The sequence below is a fragment of the Chitinivorax sp. B genome (genome assembly GCF_005503445.1).
Lineage (GTDB): Bacteria > Pseudomonadota > Gammaproteobacteria > Burkholderiales > SCOH01 > Chitinivorax.
The window spans coordinates 1-21,569 of sequence record NZ_SCOH01000057.1; the positions used below are offsets into that span (position 1 = coordinate 1).

Consider the following 21,569-nt stretch of genomic DNA (forward strand, 5'->3'; position numbering starts at 1 on the left):
CAAAATCGACCAGCCAAAGGGTTATGTGGACGGCAAGCTCGCCCGCGCCCACGTCTCAACTGCTCGCGTACTCAAGAAGGCTCGGGTGGGAAGACCTTGAAAGGGGTGGCTCTCAGACCTAGGTGGCTTAAGGCAGAAAGCTTCTAGTATTGCTTTAGATACTTACGCCGGAATGGACGCATGAATAGCTATGGCTATTGGCTGGTTGAGTCATCAACACTAGCCTGTTGCCGGTAAACGAGCTATTTTAACGGTCACTGATCAGCGTTTCTATAAATGCGTTGATGTTGATATGCAACCAAGTTTTGATAGAATTGCGGCAAATGCGGTCGTCATTATTCGATTTTTCTTATACATGACAGGTCCATCGGTCAGCTCTGGGGCTATCCCAATGTATTTGTGATCTGGCATTGCGACGGTTGTGTCGTATGCCTTCAGATACCGCAAATTCATTGGACTAGCCATCCAGACCGCGATGCACCCCTCCCTGAATCTACTCGGTCGCCATCTACATGTTACGAATTTTTAACCATTATGTCCCATTGACCACTTTGCTGTTGCTCTTTACGGAGCTGCTTGCAATCGGGCTTTCAATATATGTAGTCAATTACATACCTTGGCAGACCTTCGGCATTGTTGGTATGCATCAGTTGGCACAGCCTATTTTGCCAAAAGCAGCCTTCGTGTCTCTGCTCATGGTGGGTGTTATGGGGGCCTGCGGGTTGTACCAGTCAGCATTTGTAGGGGGGATGCGTGAAATCGCTGTTCGATTGATCGTAGCGTTTGGTCTGCCCAGCATTGCCATGGCCGTGTTGATCTACTGGCTTGAATCCATGCGGTTCGGTGCACGCGAGATGTTTTGGTCGATATCCGTGTCATTGCTATCGATTTCGCTGATTCGCCTGGTCTTCTTCAAATGGACCAATCTGGGTGTGTTCAAGCCGCGGGTGTTGGTGCTGGGCACAGGTAGTAGGGCAGTCAAGGTTGACGAAGCTGCCCGTCACCGCTTTGGCGGCAACAATCTGGATATTGTCGGCTACATGCCACCGGCTTCCGCAACGCCCCATGCCGTTGCAGCTTCCCGCATTTTACCGGAAGAGGAAAATCTGCTTGAGGCGGTCGAGAAATATGGTATCAACGAAATCGTGATTGCAATCCGTGATCGTCGAGGTGGCAATCTTCCAATTCACGAATTGTTGGAATGCCGTATGCAGGGGGTGCGTGTCCTTGAGCTGTCCACGTTTTTTGAGCGGGAATGCGGTCAAGTCAAACTGGATTCGTTGAATCCAAGCTGGATGGTTTTCAATGATGGCTTTAATCAAAGCACCACACGCGACGTTGTCAAACGGATTTTTGATCTGTCAGCAAGCTTTCTATTGTTGTTGGTGGCATCGCCATTCATGCTGTTGACGGCGTTGGCAATCAAACTGGAAGATCAAGGCCCTGTACTGTATAGCCAGGAACGAGTGGGGCAAAATGAGCAGGTATTTACGATCTTCAAGTTCCGCAGTATGCGGACGGATTCAGAAAAGGACGGCAGGCCACGTTGGGCGCAGACGAATGACGATCGGATCACCCGGGTTGGTAAACTGATCCGCCTGTTACGGATTGATGAGCTGCCACAGATCATTAATGTATTACGTGGGGATATGAGCTTTGTAGGCCCACGGCCTGAGCGGCCTTTCTTTGTCAGTAAGCTGGAGGCTGAAATCCCATATTATGCGATGCGGCATTGCATGAAGCCCGGAATCACAGGCTGGGCACAAGTGCGATATGCTTATGGCGCAACAGTTGAGGATTCTAAAGAAAAGCTGCAGTACGACCTCTACTATGTAAAGAATCATTCACTGTTTCTGGATATTCTGATTCTGATTGAAACTGTGCAAGTCGTGTTGTGGGGTAAAGGAGCGCGGTGATCGCGCGATACCATGGAACTCACGGTCGGTGTTCTCAGTTACAGCTTGGCGGCTGCGGCCTATGCGGTATTGGCTATTCGTCTGCATGGCAGCCTGACGGGGGATCGGCGCAATCTGGCGTTGGTGTTGTCGTGTGTGGGTAGCGTCGCCTGGGCAGCATTCTGTGCATATTCACTTCCTTTTCTTCCACGCTGGCCGTTGGAAACCGTACGTAATCTACTTTGGTTCATTTTTGTATTGAGTGTGTTGGGTGGCAGCTTGGACACCCGTACACAGCATCTGGCACGGCGATTGGGCGGCGCAGTGATCTTGGTCTGCGGCTTGTTGATGGCAGCGCAACTGGCAGTTGTGCTGCAACGCAGTCTAGCATCCAGCGCCGTGCTCGGCCTGTTGGCAGGGCCTGCAGGGAACGTTGTACAGTCTGTCATTGGGCTGGTGTTGCTGGAGCAGCTATTTAGAAACACCCACACAGAGCAGCGATGGGGAGTGAAGTTTCTGTGTCTTGGTTTGGCAGGTATTTATGTCACTGACTTTTACATGTACTCCGAGGCGCTGTTGTTTCAGGGAATTGATCGCAGTACTTACGAAGTGAGGGGCTTCGTTGCCGCATCCATGGCTGCTTTGATCGGTATTTCCTGGTCACGTAATCCCCAGTGGGAACTGACTGTCTCCCTGTCACGACGGATGATGTTGCAATCGGCTACGCTGTTGGCAGCTGGCCTGTATTTGTTGCTGATGGCAGCTGCCGGCTACTACATCCGCTTTTTCGGCGGCGATTGGGGGGGAGTGCTTCAAGCCTTTTTCCTGTTTGCGGCGGTGGTATCGTTACTCGCTGCCTTGTTCTCAGGCACCATTCGCGCCTATGCGAAGGTGTTCGTCAGCAAACACTTCTTCAGTTATCGGTATGATTATCGGGAGGAGTGGTTACGTTTTACTCGGGCCTTATCAGAGGGGGAACCTGGAGTACACTTGCGTGAGCGATCAATCCGTGCCATTGCCGAATTGGTTGAGAGTCCAGGTGGCAGCCTCTGGTTGCGAGATGAGCGCAATCAGTTTGTGCCCGCTGCACGCTGGAACATGCCAGAGGTGGTGGATTGTGAGCCGGCTGACTCGTCCTTATGTCGATTTCTGGAAGATCGTCAGTGGGTAGTGGATATCGAAGAATACGCCCAGATACCCGGCCACTATGCGGAATTGCAGGTATTACCAAACTGGCTGATGGCATTGAACCGTCCGCGGCTGATCATTCCATTGATATTGCATGAGCGGATGATCGGTTTCGTTGTGTTAGCGCAATTTCGTAGCCATCTATCGCTAAACTGGGAAGTAAATGATCTGTTGAAGACCGCTGCCCGGCAGGCCGCTGGCTTTCTGGCTCAGTTGGAGGCAGCACAAGCCCTGTTGGTGTCCAGGCAATTCGAGTCATTCAATCGTATGTCTGCCTTTGTTGTCCATGACTTGAAGAATGTCGTTGCACAACTGTCCTTGATGTTGAAGAACGCCGCCAAACATAAGCACAACCCAGAATTTCAGAATGACATGTTGGAGACAGTCGGACATGCCATCGATAAGATGAATCGGCTGTTGATGCAGTTACGCAAAGGTGCACAGTCTATTGACAAGCCGGAATTGACCGAATTGGCGGACATTGTTCGCAAGGTGGTGGCTGACAAATCTGGTGTGGCGCCACAGCCTGTGGTGTTGGGCTGTCACGCAGGGCTGATTGTGCATGCGGACAATGAGCGTTTGCAGCGTGTCGTTGGCCATTTAGTACAGAATGCCGTAGAGGCCACACCACCAACAGGGGAAGTCAACGTACAGCTGGATCATGTGGGGGACTGTGCACGTATTGAAGTACGTGATACGGGTAAAGGCATGAGCCCGCAGTTCATCCGGGAGCGCCTATTCAAGCCCTTCGAAACAACCAAGAGCATGGGGATGGGCATCGGTACCTATGAAAGCCGCGAGTATATCCGCCAGCTTGGTGGCAGTATCGATGTGCACAGTGAAGAAGGCAAAGGCACAACATTTGTGGTGACATTGCCCTTGGCGCAAGTTACCACGCTAACAGCGTGAGAGAGATAATTGGAAAGTTCAGCCACTCAAACCAAAGGTACATTGCTGGTAGTAGAAGATGACCCGGGCTTGCAGAAGCAAATGAAGTGGAGCTTTGATGGCTATGAAGTCGTTGTGGCTGGGGATCGTGAAACGGCTTTGTCCATGGTACGCCGCCACGAACCACCTGTCGTGACATTGGATCTGGGCCTGCCGCCGGATGCCGATGGCGCCAGCGAAGGGCATGCCACGCTGGAGCAGATGCTGGCCATGGCGCCGGATACCAAGATCATTGTGGTAACTGGAAACCAGGATCGTGAAAATGCGGTCAGAGCCATTGGGAATGGTGCTTATGACTTCTACCTGAAGCCGTTTGACCCGGAAATGTTGCAACTGATTGTCGACCGTGCTTTTCGATTGTATGCATTGCAGCAGGACAACAAGCGCCTACAGATGCGTCAGGGTGAGTCCCCGATGGCGGGAATCATTACTCGCGATCCGGCGATGCAGAAGATCTGTCGGAATATTGAAAAAGTGGCACCCAGTAGTGCTACGGTGATGTTGCTTGGAGAATCAGGTACCGGCAAGGAAGTGCTGGCGCGGGGCGTACATCAGCTTTCCCCCAGGGCTGACAAGAAATTCATTGCCATCAACTGTGCGGCTATTCCCGAAAACCTGCTCGAATCAGAGCTGTTTGGTTATGAAAAGGGAGCCTTTACTGGGGCTGTCAAGCAAACAAAAGGCAAAATCGAGTATGCCGATGGCGGTACCTTGTTTCTGGATGAAATTGGCGATTTGCCGATGCCATTGCAAGCCAAATTATTACGATTTCTACAGGAAAGAGTAGTGGAGCGGGTTGGCGGGCGTGAGGAAATCCCGGTGGATGTCCGTATCGTGTGTGCCACGCACCAGAACCTCCGGAATCTGATTACCGAAGGTCGGTTCCGCGAGGATCTGTTCTACCGGCTGTCCGAGATCGTCATCAATATCCCGCCATTACGTGCTCGTGATGGTGATGCAGTATTGCTGGCCCATGCCTTCATGAATAAGTTCAGGCAACAGGAAGGGCGTGGTAGCTTGTCTTTTTCACAAGAGGCATTGGCTGCCATTGAAAAGCACCTTTGGCCAGGTAACGTGCGAGAAATGGAAAACTGCATCAAACGCGCTGTGGTGATGGCAGATGGTGCGCAAATCATGCTGGATGATCTGGGACTGCCGCTGACGGAGGCGGAACTGGAACCCTTGAACCTACGACAGGTTCGAGAAGAAGCCGAACGAAAAGCAATCGTCAAAGTATTATCCCGAGTGGATGGCAACATAGCCCGTGCGGCCGATGTATTGGGTATTAGCCGACCGACACTCTATGATCTGTTGAATCGTTATGGATTGAAGTAAACGCCGGGGGCGATACGAGCAGTCGCATCAGTGTCACATCTGTGGTGTACCTGTGCGGGGAAGTACCGGTCAGGTCCTCATTTGGAATAAGATGCCCTTTCTTGCCAGACAATCCTGCAATCATCCTGACTGCATGGGGTTGTCTGGTGAGGAATTGCCCTGCCTGGCCATGATGATTACCATCATGGAAACAAGAACAACCACCGGCACTGACCGGACTACCCGATTGAGGAGTTCATGCATTTCACCCGCCTGCCATATCGTATCAACCCATTATCCAACCGTATCGCCATGCGAGTTTCGCTTCCTGCCCAGAGGGGGGGTAACGGCCGGTTTGGTCTGACTCGCATTGCATCTGCATTGTCATTGGCGATTGCATTGAGTCTGACTGCGTGTAGTAAACAAGAGTCACCCGCAGTGCTGATGCAGCAAGCTCAGCAGCTGGAAGCCAAAGGCGATCGCAAAGCGGCCATCATTCAATTGAAGAATCTGTTGCAACAACAACCGGATGATGGAGAAGCGCGGCTGATGCTGGGGCGTCTTTATATTGAAACCGGTGAGGCGGATCTGGCAGATATTGAGTTGCGCAAGGCTGCAACCCTGATGGGGGACAAAAGCAAGGTTGCCTTGATGATTGCCCGATCCTTGCAAGCCAAGGGCGATTACAAGAAGTCATTGGATGAGTTGACCAGCGAAAAGGTACCGAATGCGGATACAAATCCAGAGGTATTGACGTTACGGGCTGGTGCGTATGTAGCGCTGAACCGGTTGGACGAAGCGAAATCAAGCTTGGAGGCCGCACTCAAGGTCGCGCCAGCTCATGTCCCGGCAATGTTGGGATTGGTCAGGATGGCGTTGGTAGCAGGAGATAAGGATACTGCTAATCGACACCTTGATACTGCACTGGAAAAAGCGCCCAAGGATGCTAATGCGTTGCTGATGAAGGGTGATATGGTGCGTGTTGCAGGTGATAAGGTTGCTGCCGTTACATTTTACCGTCGGGCATTGGAAGCAGATCCAGGCAAAGCACCAGCCTATTTGACTTTGGCCTCCATGGCGATTGAGGAGGGCAAGTTCGACGATGCCAGGAAGCTACTCAAAGATGTACAGAAAGCTGCCCCAGGTACGTTGATGGCGAAGTATCTGGAAGCCTTGTTGGCCTTCCGCGAGAAGAAGCATGATGAGGCTGAGCGTGCCATTCTGGAGGTGCTCAAGATTGCGCCAAAGCATTTGCAAAGCAATTTGCTTGCAGGGGCTATTGGGTATGTGAAGGGTAATTATGCACAAGCCGAAAATTCGCTCAAGTTGGTCATGGAGTACAACAAGGACAACGACTATGCTCGTCGCTTGTTGGCGGCCACCTTGTTGAAACAAAAACAACCGGAGCGGGCCATTACCTTGTTGGAAGAAGGGTTGCGCGGTAAACCGGATGATGCCGGTATGCTGAATCTATTGGGTGAAGCATATTTGCAGGCTGGCAACCATAGCAAGGCGACCGATATTCTGGCCAAAGCGGCCCAGGCCGCACCCGCTGACCCCAATACACGGGCCAGATTAGCATTGAGTCGAATCGCTGGTGGTGATGCAGAGCGTGGCATGGTGGACCTGGAGTCGGCTTTTTCGCCATCTCAAGAATCCTTCCAGGCTGAAGTCATGTTGGTTATGACATCCTTGAATACTCGCGAATTTGCCAAAGCTCAGAAGGCATTGGAGGCGCTGGAGAAAAAGCAGCCCAATAACCCACTGACCTTTAACTTGAAAGCGGCACTGGCCATTGCTCAGGAAGACAACAAGGCAGCCAAGGCCCATTTGGAAAAAGCCATGTCGATTGCGCCGGATTATCTCCCAGCTGCGGTCAATCTGGCACGACTGGACTTGTTGAACAATCAGTTTGAACAAGGTCGCAAGCGACTTGAAGCAGTGATCGAGAAATCGCCAAAAAATGCAGAAGCGATGATGGCGCTGGCGGACTTCATTTCGACCCAGCCTAACAAGAATGCGGAAGTGGTGGCATGGTTGGAGAGGGCACGTAAAGCCGACCCGACCGCATTGCGCCCATTTTTGGCGTTGACCCAAAATGCCGCCAAACAAGGCGATATGAAGAAGGCGTTGGCCTATGCGCAGGAGGCGGTAGCAGCACAGCCTGACAGCGCGGAGGCGCTGGATAGCCTGGGCCTGACGCAACTGACGGCGGGTGATAAGAACCAAGCCATTGCAACTTTCAACAAACTGGTGCAATTGCGTCCCAAGCTGCCGTCGACCCACTTCCGTTTGGCCGGTGCACAGGCTGCCAGTGGCGATCTGAAAAGTGCGATCACTACGCTACGCAATGCGCTGGCACTGAAGCCGGACTTCACAGAAGCGCAGATTGCACTGGTTGAACTTTACCTGCGCGAAAACAATGCTGATGAGGCCTTAAAGGTAGCAAACAGCGTCGACAAGCTTGATGCCAAGTCACCGATTGGCATCACCTTGCAAGGCGATGTCTATATGCAGCAAAAACGCTATGCTGAAGCAATCAATGCTTACCAGAAAGCGATGGATCGTGGCCCGACGACCACTGTGGCGGTCAAGCTGCATGGCGCACAGAGATTGGCCGGCAATGTGGAGCAGGCGGATGCTGGCCTTCGTAAATGGCTTGCAGCTCATCCGAAAGAATTGAACGGCTATCTCTACTTTGCAGAGTCTCAGCTGAACGCCGGCAACTACAAGGAAGCGGCGGCATTGTATGAAACCGTCTTGAAGCAAACGCCACAGAACCTGTTGTCATTGAACAACCTGGCCTATCTTTACCAAAAGCTTGGCGATAAGCGGGCGGAAGATGTGGCACGATCAGCAGTGAAAATTGCACCAGAGAATCCAATGATTCTCGACACATTGGCAATGATCCTGCTTGACAAGAATAACACCTCGGGTGCGATCGACAATTTGAAGAAAGCATTGGTCAACGCGAAGGACAACGCAGAAATCCGGCTGCATTATGCCCAAGCCCTGAGTAAAGCGGGTAAGCGCGATGAAGCCAAACAGGAACTTGATCGACTGCTCAAGACCGGTAAATTACCAGCCAATCTAACCAAAGATGCGACCGATCTGCAAGCTAGTCTCAAGTAAGTGACACAAAAGGGTAGGGTCATAGTGATATCAAACCACGATGACCGTACCCATTTGGACGTTTTGTGGCGGCAGGGACTATGTTGGAAGGCTGAATGGTAAGGGCCATGGTGCGACTTGGATTGCACCGGATGGAATCAGGAATTTGTAATCAAACTTTAAGGTCAGTTATGCAACCGTTAATCCCCGCTACGCCCACCCTGCGAATGACAGCCTTGGCGTTGTCGATCGCACTGCTCGGATTGGTCAGTGGCTGTGAAAAAGACAAGCCCCCAGCTGCCAGCATTGAGCGTGCGCAGGATTTCCAGGCGAAGGGTGATCGCGCCGCTGCAGTTATTCAGTTGAAGGATCTACTGCAAGCCAATCCCAATAATGGCGATGCCCGCATGATGTTGGCTCGTCTCTATATGGAAACGGGCGAGCCGGATTTGGCCGACATCGAGTTGGGCAAAGCTGCAGCCTTGAATGTTGACAAACAGAAGCTGGCCTTGTTGACGGCGCAAAGCCTGTTGAATAAAGCCAAATTCGACAAGGTGCTGGATACCTTGACCAAAGGGGATCCGAAGCTGGCAATGTTGCCTGAAAGCCTGACCTATCAGGGGGCTGCTTACCTTGGGTTGAAAAAGCCTGACCTTGCAGAAAAGAGCTTCCGTGATGCCTTGCAGCAAAAGGCAGACCATGTGCCAGCCATCCTTGGGTTGGTGCGTATTGCGGTGGACCAGAAAAATGAGCAGGCTGCTTTTGCACGTATCGATGAAGCGCTGGCCAAGTCGCCCAACGACGCTGCCTCACTGGAATTGAAAGCAGATCTTCTGCGGTTTACTGGCAAGACGAAAGAGGCATGGGATCTATACCTGAAGGCTTCGCAATCCGATCCCGGCCGTGTGGCACCTTATTTGAATCTGGTGGTGCTGGCACTGGATCAGAAAAAGTTCGATGAAGCGCACAAGTACTTGGAGCGTTTCCGTAAAGTGGCGCCAAAGGCCTATGCAGGCAAGTATCTGGGGGCATTCGTCGCTTATAAGGAGGGCAAACTCGATCAAGCCCATGCGGAAGTCAGCGAAACCCTGAAAGTGGCGCCTAACCACACACCTGCCGTAGTACTGGCAGGCAACATCGTGTTTGACAAGGGTAACTATGCGCAGGCTGAAAAGTTCTTCAGTGCAGCGCTGGATGCTGCTCCCGACAACATGCCGTTACGGTTGCAATTGGCCAAGACCTGGTTAAGGCTAGGTCAACAAGATCGAGTCCTGTCGTCCCTGTTGCCGATATTGCCGGAGAATCCGAACGACATTGAGCTGATTGCCATCATCGGACAAGCGTATGTCCTGAACAAAGATTACAGCAATGCCATCCAGGCATTCAGTCGGGCCGCGCAATTGGCACCACGTAATGCCGATGCAATGACGCGACTGGGCGTGGCCAAGATTTATGGTGGCGATGCGGCAGGTGGTTTGGCCAGCTTGCAAGAGGCGACCAAGCTGGGTAAGGGGGACAACGAAGCCGCTACCGTCCTGGCCATGACCTTCCTGAATCGCAAGGAGTACGACAAGGCGCTGCAGGCCATTGACCTGATCGAACAACAGCAGAAACCCAATCCGGTGACCCATAACCTGCGAGCATCTGTCGCGATTGCCAAGCAGGATGTGCCGACCGCCCGCAAGCATTTTGAGGCAGCATTGGCCATGCAACCGGACTTTGTGCAAGCGGCGTTCAATTTGGCACGCCTGGATGCAATGGAAAAGAAGTTTGCTGATGGCCGCAAGTATCTGGATGCCATTATCCAGAAGCAGCCGTCCAATGTCGCAGCTATGCAAGCCATGGCTGAATATCTGATGTTGGCTCCTGGCAACACCAAGGAAGCCACCACATGGATGGAAAAAGCCAACAAGATCGACCCGGCAGCGATTGGTCCGGTTATTTTTCTGACCAATCAGGCAATGCGCGAAGGCAATCAGAAAAAGGCATTGGCCTACGCGAGTGCTGGTGTGGCAACCGCAGTGGATAACGCAGACATGCTGGACAATCTGGCCAAGGTACAGATCATGGTGGGTGAGAAAAACCAGGCTAAAGCCACTTACGTGAAGATGGTGCAGTTGCAGCCCAGGTCAGCTGCGGCACACTTCAAGTTGGCGGGTGTGCAGGGTATTCTCGGTGACGTGGCGGGCGCCATCGAAAGCGCCAAGCAAGCTATCAGCCTCAATCCGCGCTTCCTTGAAGCTTATATTGGTCTTGCCGAGCTGTATTTGCGCAACAAGCAGCCCAAAGAAACCCTGGGGATAGCCGAGCGCTTGAAACGTGGTGAATCAACCAAGCCACTTGGCTTGACGTTGGAGGGCGACGTTTTCATGCAGGCCAAGCAGTATGGCGAAGCTGTGGCGGCGTATCAGAAGGCATTCGACCTGATCAGTAGTGGACCAGCACTGGTCAAGTTGCATTCAGCCAAGCGACTGGCTGGCGATGCCTCTGCCAATGCCATGCTCGACAAGTGGATTGGCGAGCACCCGACGGATATGAATGTTCGCTTTTATATCGCCGAGGTGATGCTGCGCGACAAAATCTATGCTGAAGCGGCGAAGCGGTATGAAGCTATTCTGAAAGTATCACCTAACAATCCATTGGCCACTGCTAACCTGGCCGTGGCTTATCATGAGATGAAGGACCCGCGTGCCAAGGATCTGGTAAATCAAGTCACGAAGCTGGCGCCAACAGATCCTATGGTGTTGGGAACAGTTGGCAGTATCCAACTGGAGTCTGGTGCTGCCAAAGATGCGGTAAAGACCTATCAACAAGCCGTGGCATTGGATCGTAGCAAGATGGGCTTGCGTTTCGGTTTGGCGCAAGCCTTGGCCAAAGATGGGCAGAAGGAGCCGGCTCGGAAAGAGCTGCGTGACATCCTGGCGACTGAGGGTCAATTTGCAGAGCGGGATGCCGCGGTTGCCTTGCTGAAGGACCTTGGAAAATAGACATAACTGTCTTGATAAGGAACCATCTTGCGTAAAATCACACTGCTGCAAATTCTCAGTTTTGTGGCCATGCTGACTATCGCGATTGTGGGTGGCATTGCTGCCGCTGTTGCGCTGGCAGCAGTGGCCAAGCTGACGGATTTCCGTGGTGTAGGTATCGTGATCGGGTCGGTGGTGTTCACCTACCTGATCGCGATCTTGCTGCATCGGTTGTTCTTGTGGGCTCGCCCGTTACCAATGGGTGAAATTGCCATGGGTAGTCCCGAAGAGGCGACCTATCATATCTATCTTCTGTTTTATCTGGTGTTGTTCTACCCAATCACCCGCAGTGCCGTGGTGCCAGTACCCCTGATGCGCCTGTTCTATCAAATGTTGGGTGCCAAGCTTGGCGACAACAGCTACAGCTCAGGGATTATTTTTGACCCGAAGTTTGTCACTGTTGGCAACAACTGTATTCTGGGCCAGGGGAGTCTGATCATTCCGCATGCCATCGAAGGTGCAAGTTTGTCGCATCAGCCCATTACTATGGGCAACAACGTCACGATTGGTGCCAATGCAGTGATACTGCAAGGCTGTGTCATCGAAGATGGCGCAACGGTCGGAATAGGTGCGGTCGTTTCTAAAAACAGCCATATCAAGCAAGGTGAGATTTGGCTTGGTATTCCTGCCAAGCCCTATCAACCCAAGCTGACTGCCTGAGTTTTGTTTGTTTCCTGGATAGTTCAATAGTTTTTTCCAATTTGAAATTAAATAATAATAAATTTCATATTAAAACTGAGAATGCCTATCATTTGATCTTCGCATCTGAAGGCACTGACAGGATTCTCATCATGATCAAGACCATTACGTTTGCCGTCTGCCATTTTACCGTCGCGTTCACGGTAGCCTACCTGTTGACCGGGAGTATTGGGATTAGCAGCCTGTTGGCGCTGGTTGAGCCGATGTGCAACACCGTGGCGTATTACTTTCACGAAAAACTCTGGGATCGCATCAAGCTGAAAGATGCTGAACATCCTACAGGGCACACCAGCCATGCCTGGTAGCTTGGGGAAAGATGAAAAAAAGCCGACGCGAACGTCGGCCAAATCAAGGAGAGAAGCACCGAAAAAGTGTCCAATACCAATTATGAGGCAGAGCACGAGTGCGCTTTCTATTGCACTGATGAATCATTGACTGGGAGCCTTCTGGCCGTGATGGCGTGTACCTGCACGTGACCAGGCCAGTTTGATCAGCGTGCTGACCTGTTCCTTCTGTACATTGGTCAAACTGGCATAGGCACTCAACCAGGCTTTCTTGGCATGATCCTGTGCATTGCTGACTTCATGGCGTAATTCATCCTGTGTACTTTCCAGCTTGGCCAGATCAATGACGGTTTGTTTGGCCTGTTCGTCTCGCAGTACCCGCATTTTCTCGTAGCTGGCTTTCATCTTCTCTCGTGCCGCCTTGCTGGCATTTTCAGCTGTTTGCCACAATGCTGCCTGCTCGGTACTCAGGTTCAACCTGTCCTTTGCTTTATCCATGACATGCCATACACGAGCCAGGTGTGGGCCATGGCTACGCTCACGACTCTCCTGTGGACCAGGCCAAGCCAGTGCACTACCAGCAATGCCGGCAACCAGGCTTCCAACCAGTAAAGTACGTTTCATCGAAAAGGCCATGTTGAGCTCCTTACAGTATTGGGGGGAGTCTGACCTGTCGTCATGACGCAGGCCGATGTGGGCAATGTACGCTCCAGTTGCAACGCATTCATGTCCTGTGGCCTTGATTTGTAACTAACTATTCCTGTCGTCACTCGGTGGAAATGAAATTTACAAATCAGCCAGCAATTGCGTTGTCACATTTTGGTCCTGCTCGGCGTCTTGCTTATGTCAACAAGCACAAGGAGATGGGATATGAATCGGCAGCGAGGGCACCCCCGTTGGCTGAGTGTCACGCTTTGGGCACTGGCAATCGGTCATGCCGCGAACGGGGGCTGGATGTATTTGGCGCCGGCCAACTGGTTTAGTGTGGTACCGGGTGTCATTGACACCGGCCCGTATAATGCACATCTGGTGCGTGACGTAGGGGCTGCCTATCTAACGGTGGCCGCGGCCTGCCTGATGGCTGCACTGAAACCGGCAATCTCACGTGACATGCTATTGGTGGCAGCAGTCTTCGCTGGATTGCATGGCGGTCTCCATCTTTGGGAAATCGCTACGGCCCGAGTACCAGTTGCACACTGGTTGCAGGATTTGCCAGGTGTATTGATGCCAACACTGTTGATGGTTTGGCTGGCTTGGTATGCCGGTTATGGGCCCAGAGGGAAATCGTGATGAAGTACACATTGATTGCATCACGAATCCGAGCATTGGAACAGCAAACTGGCGTCAGCATGGACTACTTGCATGAAATGTCGGCCATTGCCCCAGCCGTATTCTGGCGGTTTGCTGTATTCATGCATTTATCAACTTATCGTCGGGCTTTGTCAGTCGAAGCGTTTTACCTCGCACAACTGGCCATCCTGCAATTCCAGGATTGTGGCCCTTGTCAGCAGATCGTATTCAGCCGGGCGCGCATGGCTGGCGTGCCCATGGCCTGGTTGCAAGCCGTACAAGCCGGGCATTGGCAGACTTTGCCAGATTGGGCGCAGGCAGTGGTTGCCTTTGCTCGCGCCGTGGTAATCAATCAATCCGATATCGCTGAACGCCAAATTCGTTTGGCGGCTTTTTTTTGTGAGGAAGCTTTGGTGGAATTGGCTGTGAATATTGGTATGGTCAATGTGTTCCCGATCGTGAAACGGGCCATGGGGCATGGTCAGCAATGCATGTCATTGAATTGGGAAGGGGCACGCTCATGACTGCTCACTTGCAGGCATTCATGGCACAGCGACCCATGTTGCGGCGCCTGGCGTATCGCATGTTGGGGGATATCGCATTGGCAGACGACGCGGTACAGGATGCCTACCTGCGCTGGCATGATATTCCACTGTCGACGATCGACAACCCACAGGCCTGGTTGGTGACAACGGTATCCCGCCTATGTCTGGATCGCTTGCGGGCCAGCCGTGCAGCGCGAGAGCAATACCATGGCGAATGGCTGCCAACACCAGTTGTGGAAGAAGCTGATGCCGGGCTGGACCCATTGCAGGCTTTGCAGACTGGATCTGCCATCTCGTTGGCCTTGATGACTTTGCTGGAGCAGTTGTCACCTGACGAGCGTGTGGCTTTTATCATGCAAGAAGTGTTCGATCATGATTACAGCACCATAGCCAATGTTCTCGGCAAGACAGAAGCAGCCTGCCGACAATTGGTGAGACGTGCCAAACAGAGGCTGTCTGATGGGCAAGCACGCTTTCAGGCGCAGCCAGCCCGTAAGCAAGCATTGCTGGGCGCATTTCTGGGGGCACTGGCGCAAGGTAGCCTGAATGAACTGTTAGCGACCTTGGCCCCTGATGTGGCATTACGGTCGGACGGCGGTGGCGTGGTGAAAGCTGCCAGCAAGCCGGTGTTTGGCCCACGTGCGGTTTCTCGCCTGCTGTTGGGGATTCGTCGGGTGCTGCCGGAAAATGATCAGGTCGGGATCGAGGTCGTCAATGGCGAGCCGGTACTGGTTGGCCGGCAAGGGACAGCAATACGCTTTGTACTGGCATTGGCGTTTGATGAAGCTGGTATCAGCGGTCTTTATCTTGTGAACAACCCGGCCAAACTGACCGGGTTGGCTTGAATAGGAGATGACCTTGTTGTGACAGACAAGGTTATGCCTGTGCTGGTGCCGCTGAGCGCAACATCTGATACAACTCGTCCTTCAACTGCAGGCGCTGTTTCTTCAGTCCTTCCAGCAATTCATCTGATACCGGCACACCGTCGTCTTCCAGGCGGCAAATTCGCTTGTCGATATCCTGATATGCCATAAAAAGACGGGCAAAGTGGGCATCGTGTGCTTTCATTTGGTGGATTTCTGCCTTGAATTCGGGAAATTCCTTGGCCAGATCATGATGCTCAATATGCATAGTGCCTCCAATGTGATCAACCCATTCAATCAGGGGCGCACATGATCCATCACCATGTGCGGGACCTGTCTGATTTGATCATAGAGAGTGGATGGCATACTCACGTTGATATGCATCAAACACTTTGTCGTGTGTAGTGGCCGGTTGCTATAGTGACAGAGCGGCAACCGGTTCTGTATTGGCCTGGCGGTCAACCGAACGGTGCGTAACAACATGCGGTGTAGGTTACAACAAGGGGAGATCAATGCTGAAAATCGATTTGGATCGTCATCACGAGCTGGAGTTGCTTGCCCGTTATTCACTGACATCCCGTCAGCAGGGTTTGAAACTGCGGGCGGATGCGGAGGCGAGCCTGGTGGCGGCCGCTGAGCGGCTTCATCAGAAAGGGTTGATTACCGAGCGGGACGGTGGATATCTGACGGAGGAAGGCTTTCATCTGGCCGAATCGCTTCAAAAAGTATTGGCGGTGCTGGGCGCAAAACATGGACGTTCCGTGGTGTCGCACGAGTTGATCGAGTAACCACCATGTGGGGTGTTGCACGGTTGCTGCTGATTTGGTCGTTGTCCGCCAATGCGGCAACGCCACGGCTGACACTGTGTCATGAAGAATGGGAACCTTATGCCAAGTCGGATAAGGGTGGATCAGTTGGGATTACGATCGAGCTCGTGAGCCAAGCGTTGGCCAATCTGGGGTTCCAGACAAAGTTTACCGAAACATCCTATATCCGCTGTCAGCGGCAGGTCATGAATGGCGAGATGGATGGCATGCTGTTCGTGAATGCAGATGAGTTGCCCGCGTGGCCACATACATCGGTGGCTACTGAGCATTGGATGATTGCTGCCTGGGTCCGTGACAGTTCTTCATTACGCTCGTTCAGCACGCTGGATGTATTCCGTGGCCAGCGGGTAGGCCGTGCTGTGGGTTATGAATGGCCGTCCGTCCTGCGCAGGCAAAAAGGCTGGACGGTAGTGGTGGCGGGTGATGGCCGCCATGTTCTGTATTCGCTTTCCAATGGCCGTGTCGATGTCGTATTTGAAGACACGATTTGGGGAGATCAGGTACAACGACGGGATCGCTTGAATATTCGGGTACTTTTGCCGGCTGTGGTGTCTGAGCCGCAGGTAATGTTGTTTCAGAAAAAACATGCTGCACTGGTGAGGGATCTGGATCGTGAATTGGCCAAGCTACTGACTGACGGTAGTTTTGATCAGGTGTATCGCAAACACACTGGCAAGGATTTCAGAACTTGGCTACAGATTGGGCAGCAACACGGTAACGCGGGTCGATGAATTTGCCATTGTTTCGATCCGCTGCACAACAGGCCGATTCCTGATCGATGGTGCGCCCGCCGGCCCCAGATGGAATGCACTATAAAGAAGCAAGCATGAGTCACCACCTTTGATTGAAGCCGATCATTCGAACCATGACGGTGATTGGGTAGTCAGCATGTGAATAATTGGGAATCAGACTGCAAAGAACGCATCTTCCCCTGATAAGGTAGAAACAATGCGCGCGACCGTGTTTCCCGGCATTCGCCGATTACTTTGGCATCGCTGTCGGGCTGTTGCCGCGCTTGCCCCGTTGATCACTGCCATTACATCGGTCCAAGCCGATACCCTGTTTGACCAGCCTCTCGAACAGTTGCTGGACACTGAAGTAGTGAGCGCCACCCGTTTTGCCCGTGAGATCACCGATGCCGCGTCTGCGTTATCGGTACTGACCGCAGATGACATCCGCAATCACGGTTGGCGTACCCTGGCCGAGATATTGGATCACATGCGTGGCCTGCACATGAATCACACGCTGGAATACCCGTTTCTAGGTGTGCGTGGCATTGGCGGGCCGGGTACATTTGCTGGGCGTGTACTGTTGCTGATCAATGGGGTGCCGACCAACGACAATATTTTTGAACAGATCTATCTTGGTCACGATGCCTTGATCGACGTCGCCATGATCGACCGGATCGAATACGCCCCAGGTGGGGGATCGGCCATGTATGGCCACAATGCATTTCTTGGTGTGGTGAATATCGTCACACGGCCAGGGCGGGATCTGGACGGTGCCGAGCTGGCCGTGATGGGCGGCAGCAAAGCAGAACGACAGGCCAGACTGAGCCTTGGCAAGCGTTTTGATGAAGGTGGCGAATGGTTGGCGTCGTTGACCGTTCATCGCAACGATGGCATGCCAATGCGGGAAGCGGGCACTTTGCTGGAAGGTAGCAAAGCCAAGTCCCATCAGTTTGCGCTGATCGGGAAATGGCGTGGTTTTGGGGTGCAATGGCTCAGTGCGCGTCGATCGGTGGGGTTTGACAATCGAGGATTTGTCAGCAATACCGCTGACGCTAATGACCTGTTTGCACTGTCTTATGATGTGGAACCGGCTGAAGATTGGCGCAGTTCACTGCGCGCGTATGGTGGCAAATACCGTTACCGATTCACACCATTTGAGCCGTTTTACTACCATGGCGGTTTTGATGGCGCGTGGTGGAGTCTGGACACCCAGACGGCCTATACCGGCATGAAGGGGCATCGTTGGGTGGTGGGGTTGCGCTGGCGGCGTGATCCGCGGATACAGGCTTGGAATGATCCGCCTGACGATAGCATTGCGCCAGCCTATCTTGGCACGACCACGCGAGAGTCATTAGGGATCTCGGTAGAAGATGAGATTGCGCTGGGTGCGGGATGGACGGCTACCCTGGGCCTGCGGGCTGAGCGTCGACTGGGTGCCAACCCTGGGCTGCTGGTGCTGGAACAGGGAGTACCTGTTGACCCTGATCTGAAAGCAGCCCAACCGCAGCGTATGCGTACTTTGTTCAGCCCACGGGTTGCGCTGGTTGGTACTCCTTTACCGGGCTGGACAGTGAAACTCTCACGCGGGATCAGTTCCCGTCTACCCTCGCCTGGGATCGAGCAGTTCGAATTCGATCAGTCAGCGACGGAACGTTTGCGGTCGGATGAAGCCATCACTGAATACCGGTATGGCAGCACCCGCTGGCTGGGTTCGTTATACCACTTTCGTCTGCAACGGCCCTTCAGCACCAGCGGGACAGGGGCCGAACTGATCCATGGGCGAGGGATTGAGCTGGAAGGCGAATACCAGTGGCAAGGCTGGCGCTTGCGGGCCAGCCAGGCATGGCAACGCACCAAGGCCAATACGGAAGACTCGTTGGTTTATTCGCCCCATACCGTCACAAAGCTGATGGCGTCGGTACCGCTTGATGGCGAACGGGTGCGGGGCAGTATCTCGGTACGTCGCACCAGCCCTTACAAGGGTGCTGTGGATGCAGACTTCAATTTTGGCAAGGTCCCGTCTCGTACGATTGTGGATCTGACATTGGTGGCACGAAAACTGTTGGGGCCGCTGAATCTCACCATTGGTTTACGTGATGCACTTGATCGCAAGTATCACGCCATGCGGCCCTATCAACCAGCAGACCAGGATGCACGTGGCACGCGACATGTCTGGATCGAGCTGTCAGGGGTGCTCCGATGAGCGGCCGGCACCTCACGCTGTTGCTGTTTGCATTGGCTGGGCACATTGACTCAGTGTCTGCTGGTACGGACGAGCATGCCCTGAAGGTGGCGTACCTCTACAATTTCATCCAGTTTACCCAATGGCCGGCCATGCCTCCTGATCAGCCGTTTCAGTTGTGTGTGCTTGGCACCACACCGCTGGATGCTGCACTGGATGGACTGGAAGGCAAGCCAGTCTTGAATGGTCTGCGTATCAAGGTGCGCCATGTTGGTGCGAAGGAAGTGGATACCTGCCATGCGCTTTATATCGATGATAGTCAGCGCAAGTTGGCTGATGAGGTATTGGGACGGTTGTCGAATGCACCCGTGCTGACAGTGACTGACTCTGATGGGTTGGCGGATCGCGGATTGATGATCGAGATCCGCAAGCGTGATCTGAAGCTGGGGTTTGAAGTCAATCTTTCACAGGCCAAGCGCGCCAAACTTGGCTTCAGCTCTCGTATGCTCAAGCTGGCCATCTACGTGTCGGAGTCACGTTGAGCGCAATCGATTCGTCCGCGACTCGCCCCATTCACAAGCAGATCACGACCATGGGGTTGTGGTTGACTGGCTGTGCGCTGGCGGCGCTGGCGTTATTGATGATGGCGGCGCAACTGTACGAGTTGCGGCAACGCATCACGGCCGAACTGGTCACCCAGGCCGAAATTGTAGGTGCGAACAGTGCAGCGGCGGTGGCATTTGGCAATTCGCAAGAAGCCGACGAGATTCTCGACTCATTACGGGCGGCGCCACAAATCGTACAGGCCCGTATCGTTCTGCCTGATGGACGTGTGCTTGGGGAATACCGTCATGATATCAACAATGCCGGTTGCCATAGTCTGACAGCCACGACGGAGGCCGGTATCGATCATACTTGGTGTGGCGTGGCCATATATCGTCCGATTACCTTGCATGGCAACCAAGTCGGTATGCTGGCGATGGAGTTGGATCTGGCGACCGCCTACCGTCAGTTGGCCGTCACCCTGGGCTTTGGGGTGGCCGTAGCCAGCCTGGCATTTGGGGTGGCAGTACGGCTCTGGCGTGCGTTGTCAGCGCGATTGGCACAACCCCTGGCCGAGTTGGTGCAAGTGACCCAGCAAGTACGCGAACAACAGGATTTCAGCTTGCGTGCCTATGGCAGTGGCAGTGCCGAAGCCCATGCGCTGGCCGAAAGCTTCAATGCCATGATGGATCAGCTGGAGTTGCGCGATGCCATGTTACATAGTGAATTGGGGCAACGGCGACAAGCAGAACGGCGGCTCAATGATCTGGCGTATATCGACAGTGTGACCGGCCTGCATAACCGCCATTTCTTCATGGAGCGCATTGTCTCCACGGTGGCAGAAGCAGACCATGCTCGGCAATCTTGCGCCTTGCTGTTTATCGATCTGGACGGATTCAAGCAGATCAACGACACCCTTGGCCATGACTGTGGCGATGAATTGTTACGACAGGTGGGTGAGCGGCTGACTACCACGTTGCGTAGCAATGACATGGTCTGCCGCATGGGTGGTGACGAGTTCACCGTCATTCTCAACTCGATCAACAATGCAAAACAGTGTGAAGCCATTGGGAAGAAATTACTGGCCGTCATGAGCGAACCCTATACGCTACATGGCCGTACTGGTCTGGTATCGGCCAGCATTGGTGCATGTCTGTACCCTGAGCTGGCAGATGATGTGACCAACCTGTTACGTCGCGCCGACAGTGCCATGTACGAGGCGAAAAACAGCGGTAAGAATGCGCTGCGCATGTATGAACCCAAGCGCGATGCCATGTTGGGGCGTCGTGAACAACTGGGTCGCGATCTGTTGACGGCGTTGAACCCACCGCAGTTCTGGCTGGCCTACCAGCCCAAGGTACGGCTGGACAGCGGCGACATCATCGGCTTTGAAGCGCTGTTACGATGGCGGCATCCACAACTTGGCGAAATCAGCCCAGTCGAGTTCATCGAACTGGCCGAATCCAGCAACGCCATCGTCTCGATTGGGCAGTGGGTGTTAAGCCAAGCCTGTGATCAACTGCTGGCCTGGCGGCAGTTGGTACCGGATCTGCAGATCAGTGTGAATGTGTCAGCCCGGCAACTGGCAGAAGATGGCAGCGTGTCGCAACTGTGCAAGATCCTGGCTGCCACGGGCCTGCCCGCAGGCACGGTTGAGTTGGAGCTGACTGAAACCCTGATGGTTGATCGCTCCTCATCCATTCTGGCCCGGTTGGCCCAATTGCGCGCAGCGGGTTTCAATCTGGCGATTGATGATTTTGGAACGGGTTATTCGTCACTTGCCTATCTGGACAGCTTCCCCATCACTTGTCTGAAGATCGATCGTGCATTCGTGACCGCCCTGGCCGCACATACTCACGGTATGGCCATTGCCAGCGCCATTGTGGCCATTGGATCGGCTCTGTCGTTGCAAGTGATCGCAGAGGGTATTGAAACACCAGAGCAAGCTCATGCCCTGACCGAACTGGGTTGCCATTTCGGGCAAGGGTATCTGTATGGCAAGCCGTTACCTGCAGAGGCTGCACAGGCCTTGCTTGCTCAATCGAAAGGGGATGCGAATGCAGACTAGACGCGGTACATTGTGGCGGGCATTGCCAATACGCTGTGCTTGATAACGTCTGATG

At 53.3% G+C, this 21,569-nt stretch carries 17 protein-coding genes; 15 read left to right on the forward strand and 2 right to left on the reverse strand.

Features of this window, described 5'->3' with window-relative positions; translation table 11 throughout:
- Positions 1 to 641 precede the first annotated feature (641 nt).
- The 7 genes from FFS57_RS22335 to FFS57_RS22365 all read left to right on the forward strand — a co-directional run bounded on the left by FFS57_RS22335 (position 642) and on the right by FFS57_RS22365 (position 12,486).
- Positions 642 to 1,916, forward strand: coding sequence for a TIGR03013 family XrtA/PEP-CTERM system glycosyltransferase (locus FFS57_RS22335; RefSeq protein ID WP_502705936.1), 1,275 nt, complete (start codon positions 642 to 644; stop codon positions 1,914 to 1,916).
- Between the two features lie 12 nt (positions 1,917 to 1,928).
- Entirely contained in the window at positions 1,929 to 3,992 is a 2,064-nt protein-coding gene (gene prsK, locus FFS57_RS22340) for an XrtA/PEP-CTERM system histidine kinase PrsK (protein ID WP_137940054.1), read from the forward strand.
- Positions 3,993 to 4,001: 9 nt separating this feature from the next.
- Complete coding sequence (prsR, locus tag FFS57_RS22345; RefSeq protein ID WP_283204924.1) at positions 4,002 to 5,366, forward strand: PEP-CTERM-box response regulator transcription factor; 1,365 nt, start codon at positions 4,002 to 4,004, stop codon at positions 5,364 to 5,366.
- Between the two features lie 237 nt (positions 5,367 to 5,603).
- Positions 5,604 to 8,477 carry an XrtA/PEP-CTERM system TPR-repeat protein PrsT gene (gene prsT / locus FFS57_RS22350; RefSeq protein ID WP_137940055.1) on the forward strand — a complete coding sequence of 958 codons (2,874 nt, stop codon included), beginning with the start codon at positions 5,604 to 5,606 and terminating at the stop codon, positions 8,475 to 8,477.
- A 170-nt stretch (positions 8,478 to 8,647) separates the two neighbouring features.
- A complete protein-coding gene (prsT, locus tag FFS57_RS22355; protein WP_171014146.1) occupies positions 8,648 to 11,443 on the forward strand; it encodes an XrtA/PEP-CTERM system TPR-repeat protein PrsT in 2,796 nt (931 codons plus the stop codon).
- 27 nt (positions 11,444 to 11,470) lie between these two features.
- Complete coding sequence (locus FFS57_RS22360) at positions 11,471 to 12,142, forward strand: acyltransferase (protein WP_137940057.1); 672 nt, start codon at positions 11,471 to 11,473, stop codon at positions 12,140 to 12,142.
- A 131-nt stretch (positions 12,143 to 12,273) separates the two neighbouring features.
- Entirely contained in the window at positions 12,274 to 12,486 is a 213-nt protein-coding gene (locus FFS57_RS22365) for a DUF2061 domain-containing protein (RefSeq protein WP_137940058.1), read from the forward strand.
- Positions 12,487 to 12,609: 123 nt separating this feature from the next.
- Here the strand turns inward: FFS57_RS22365 and FFS57_RS22370 are convergent, their stop codons facing one another.
- Positions 12,610 to 13,101 (reverse strand): Spy/CpxP family protein refolding chaperone, encoded by a 492-nt coding sequence (locus FFS57_RS22370; protein ID WP_137940059.1) that lies wholly within the window; start codon positions 13,099 to 13,101, stop codon positions 12,610 to 12,612.
- A 234-nt stretch (positions 13,102 to 13,335) separates the two neighbouring features.
- Here FFS57_RS22370 and FFS57_RS22375 point away from each other — a divergent pair, with 234 nt between their 5' ends.
- Genes FFS57_RS22375 through sigJ form a run of 3 tightly spaced genes read left to right on the forward strand, consistent with a single transcriptional unit; the run spans position 13,336 to position 15,145 of the window.
- Entirely contained in the window at positions 13,336 to 13,755 is a 420-nt protein-coding gene (locus FFS57_RS22375; protein WP_137940060.1) for a hypothetical protein, read from the forward strand.
- Complete coding sequence (locus FFS57_RS22380) at positions 13,755 to 14,279, forward strand: hypothetical protein (RefSeq protein ID WP_137940061.1); 525 nt, start codon at positions 13,755 to 13,757, stop codon at positions 14,277 to 14,279. Before FFS57_RS22375 ends, FFS57_RS22380 begins: the two co-directional genes overlap by 1 nt.
- Entirely contained in the window at positions 14,276 to 15,145 is an 870-nt protein-coding gene (sigJ, locus tag FFS57_RS22385; RefSeq protein WP_171014147.1) for an RNA polymerase sigma factor SigJ, read from the forward strand. The genes FFS57_RS22380 and sigJ overlap by 4 nt, the downstream gene beginning before the upstream one ends.
- A gap of 31 nt (positions 15,146 to 15,176) precedes the next feature.
- Here sigJ and FFS57_RS22390 read toward each other — a convergent pair whose 3' ends face one another.
- Positions 15,177 to 15,431 carry an HP1242/YdcH family protein gene (locus tag FFS57_RS22390; protein WP_137940063.1) on the reverse strand — a complete coding sequence of 85 codons (255 nt, stop codon included), beginning with the start codon at positions 15,429 to 15,431 and terminating at the stop codon, positions 15,177 to 15,179.
- Positions 15,432 to 15,675: 244 nt separating this feature from the next.
- On the opposite strand from FFS57_RS22390, the gene FFS57_RS22395 reads away from it, so the two are divergent.
- From FFS57_RS22395 to FFS57_RS22415, 5 genes are all read left to right on the forward strand, one after another.
- The gene (locus FFS57_RS22395; protein WP_137940064.1) at positions 15,676 to 15,951 is read left to right on the forward strand and encodes a TIGR02647 family protein; all 276 of its coding nucleotides are present in this window, start codon (positions 15,676 to 15,678) and stop codon (positions 15,949 to 15,951) included.
- 5 nt (positions 15,952 to 15,956) lie between these two features.
- Entirely contained in the window at positions 15,957 to 16,721 is a 765-nt protein-coding gene (locus tag FFS57_RS22400) for a substrate-binding periplasmic protein (protein WP_137940065.1), read from the forward strand.
- A gap of 217 nt (positions 16,722 to 16,938) precedes the next feature.
- Entirely contained in the window at positions 16,939 to 18,924 is a 1,986-nt protein-coding gene (locus tag FFS57_RS22405) for a TonB-dependent receptor plug domain-containing protein (RefSeq protein WP_137940066.1), read from the forward strand.
- Positions 18,921 to 19,445, forward strand: a complete 525-nt coding sequence (locus FFS57_RS22410; RefSeq protein WP_137940067.1) for a YfiR family protein — start codon at positions 18,921 to 18,923, stop codon at positions 19,443 to 19,445. Before FFS57_RS22405 ends, FFS57_RS22410 begins: the two co-directional genes overlap by 4 nt.
- On the forward strand, positions 19,442 to 21,514 hold the full coding sequence (locus tag FFS57_RS22415) for a bifunctional diguanylate cyclase/phosphodiesterase (protein WP_137940068.1): 2,073 nt from the start codon (positions 19,442 to 19,444) through the stop codon (positions 21,512 to 21,514). Before FFS57_RS22410 ends, FFS57_RS22415 begins: the two co-directional genes overlap by 4 nt.
- Positions 21,515 to 21,569: the final 55 nt, after the last annotated feature.

Bases quoted from the DNA above. Each gene is read 5' to 3' on its own strand.
- prsT (WP_137940055.1), top strand. From the start codon at position 5,604: ATGCATTTCACCCGCCTGCCATATCGTATCAACCCATTATCCAACCGT.
- FFS57_RS22405 (WP_137940066.1), top strand. From the start codon at position 16,939: ATGCGCGCGACCGTGTTTCCCGGCATTCGCCGATTACTTTGGCATCGC.
- FFS57_RS22335 (WP_502705936.1), top strand. From the start codon at position 642: ATGCATCAGTTGGCACAGCCTATTTTGCCAAAAGCAGCCTTCGTGTCT.
- FFS57_RS22375 (WP_137940060.1), top strand. From the start codon at position 13,336: ATGAATCGGCAGCGAGGGCACCCCCGTTGGCTGAGTGTCACGCTTTGG.
- FFS57_RS22400 (WP_137940065.1), top strand. From the start codon at position 15,957: ATGTGGGGTGTTGCACGGTTGCTGCTGATTTGGTCGTTGTCCGCCAAT.
- prsT (WP_171014146.1), top strand. From the start codon at position 8,648: ATGCAACCGTTAATCCCCGCTACGCCCACCCTGCGAATGACAGCCTTG.
- FFS57_RS22365 (WP_137940058.1), top strand. From the start codon at position 12,274: ATGATCAAGACCATTACGTTTGCCGTCTGCCATTTTACCGTCGCGTTC.
- FFS57_RS22370 (WP_137940059.1), bottom strand. From the start codon at position 13,101: ATGGCCTTTTCGATGAAACGTACTTTACTGGTTGGAAGCCTGGTTGCC.
- FFS57_RS22410 (WP_137940067.1), top strand. From the start codon at position 18,921: ATGAGCGGCCGGCACCTCACGCTGTTGCTGTTTGCATTGGCTGGGCAC.
- sigJ (WP_171014147.1), top strand. From the start codon at position 14,276: ATGACTGCTCACTTGCAGGCATTCATGGCACAGCGACCCATGTTGCGG.
- prsK (WP_137940054.1), top strand. From the start codon at position 1,929: ATGGAACTCACGGTCGGTGTTCTCAGTTACAGCTTGGCGGCTGCGGCC.
- FFS57_RS22390 (WP_137940063.1), bottom strand. From the start codon at position 15,431: ATGCATATTGAGCATCATGATCTGGCCAAGGAATTTCCCGAATTCAAG.
- FFS57_RS22380 (WP_137940061.1), top strand. From the start codon at position 13,755: ATGAAGTACACATTGATTGCATCACGAATCCGAGCATTGGAACAGCAA.
- FFS57_RS22395 (WP_137940064.1), top strand. From the start codon at position 15,676: ATGCTGAAAATCGATTTGGATCGTCATCACGAGCTGGAGTTGCTTGCC.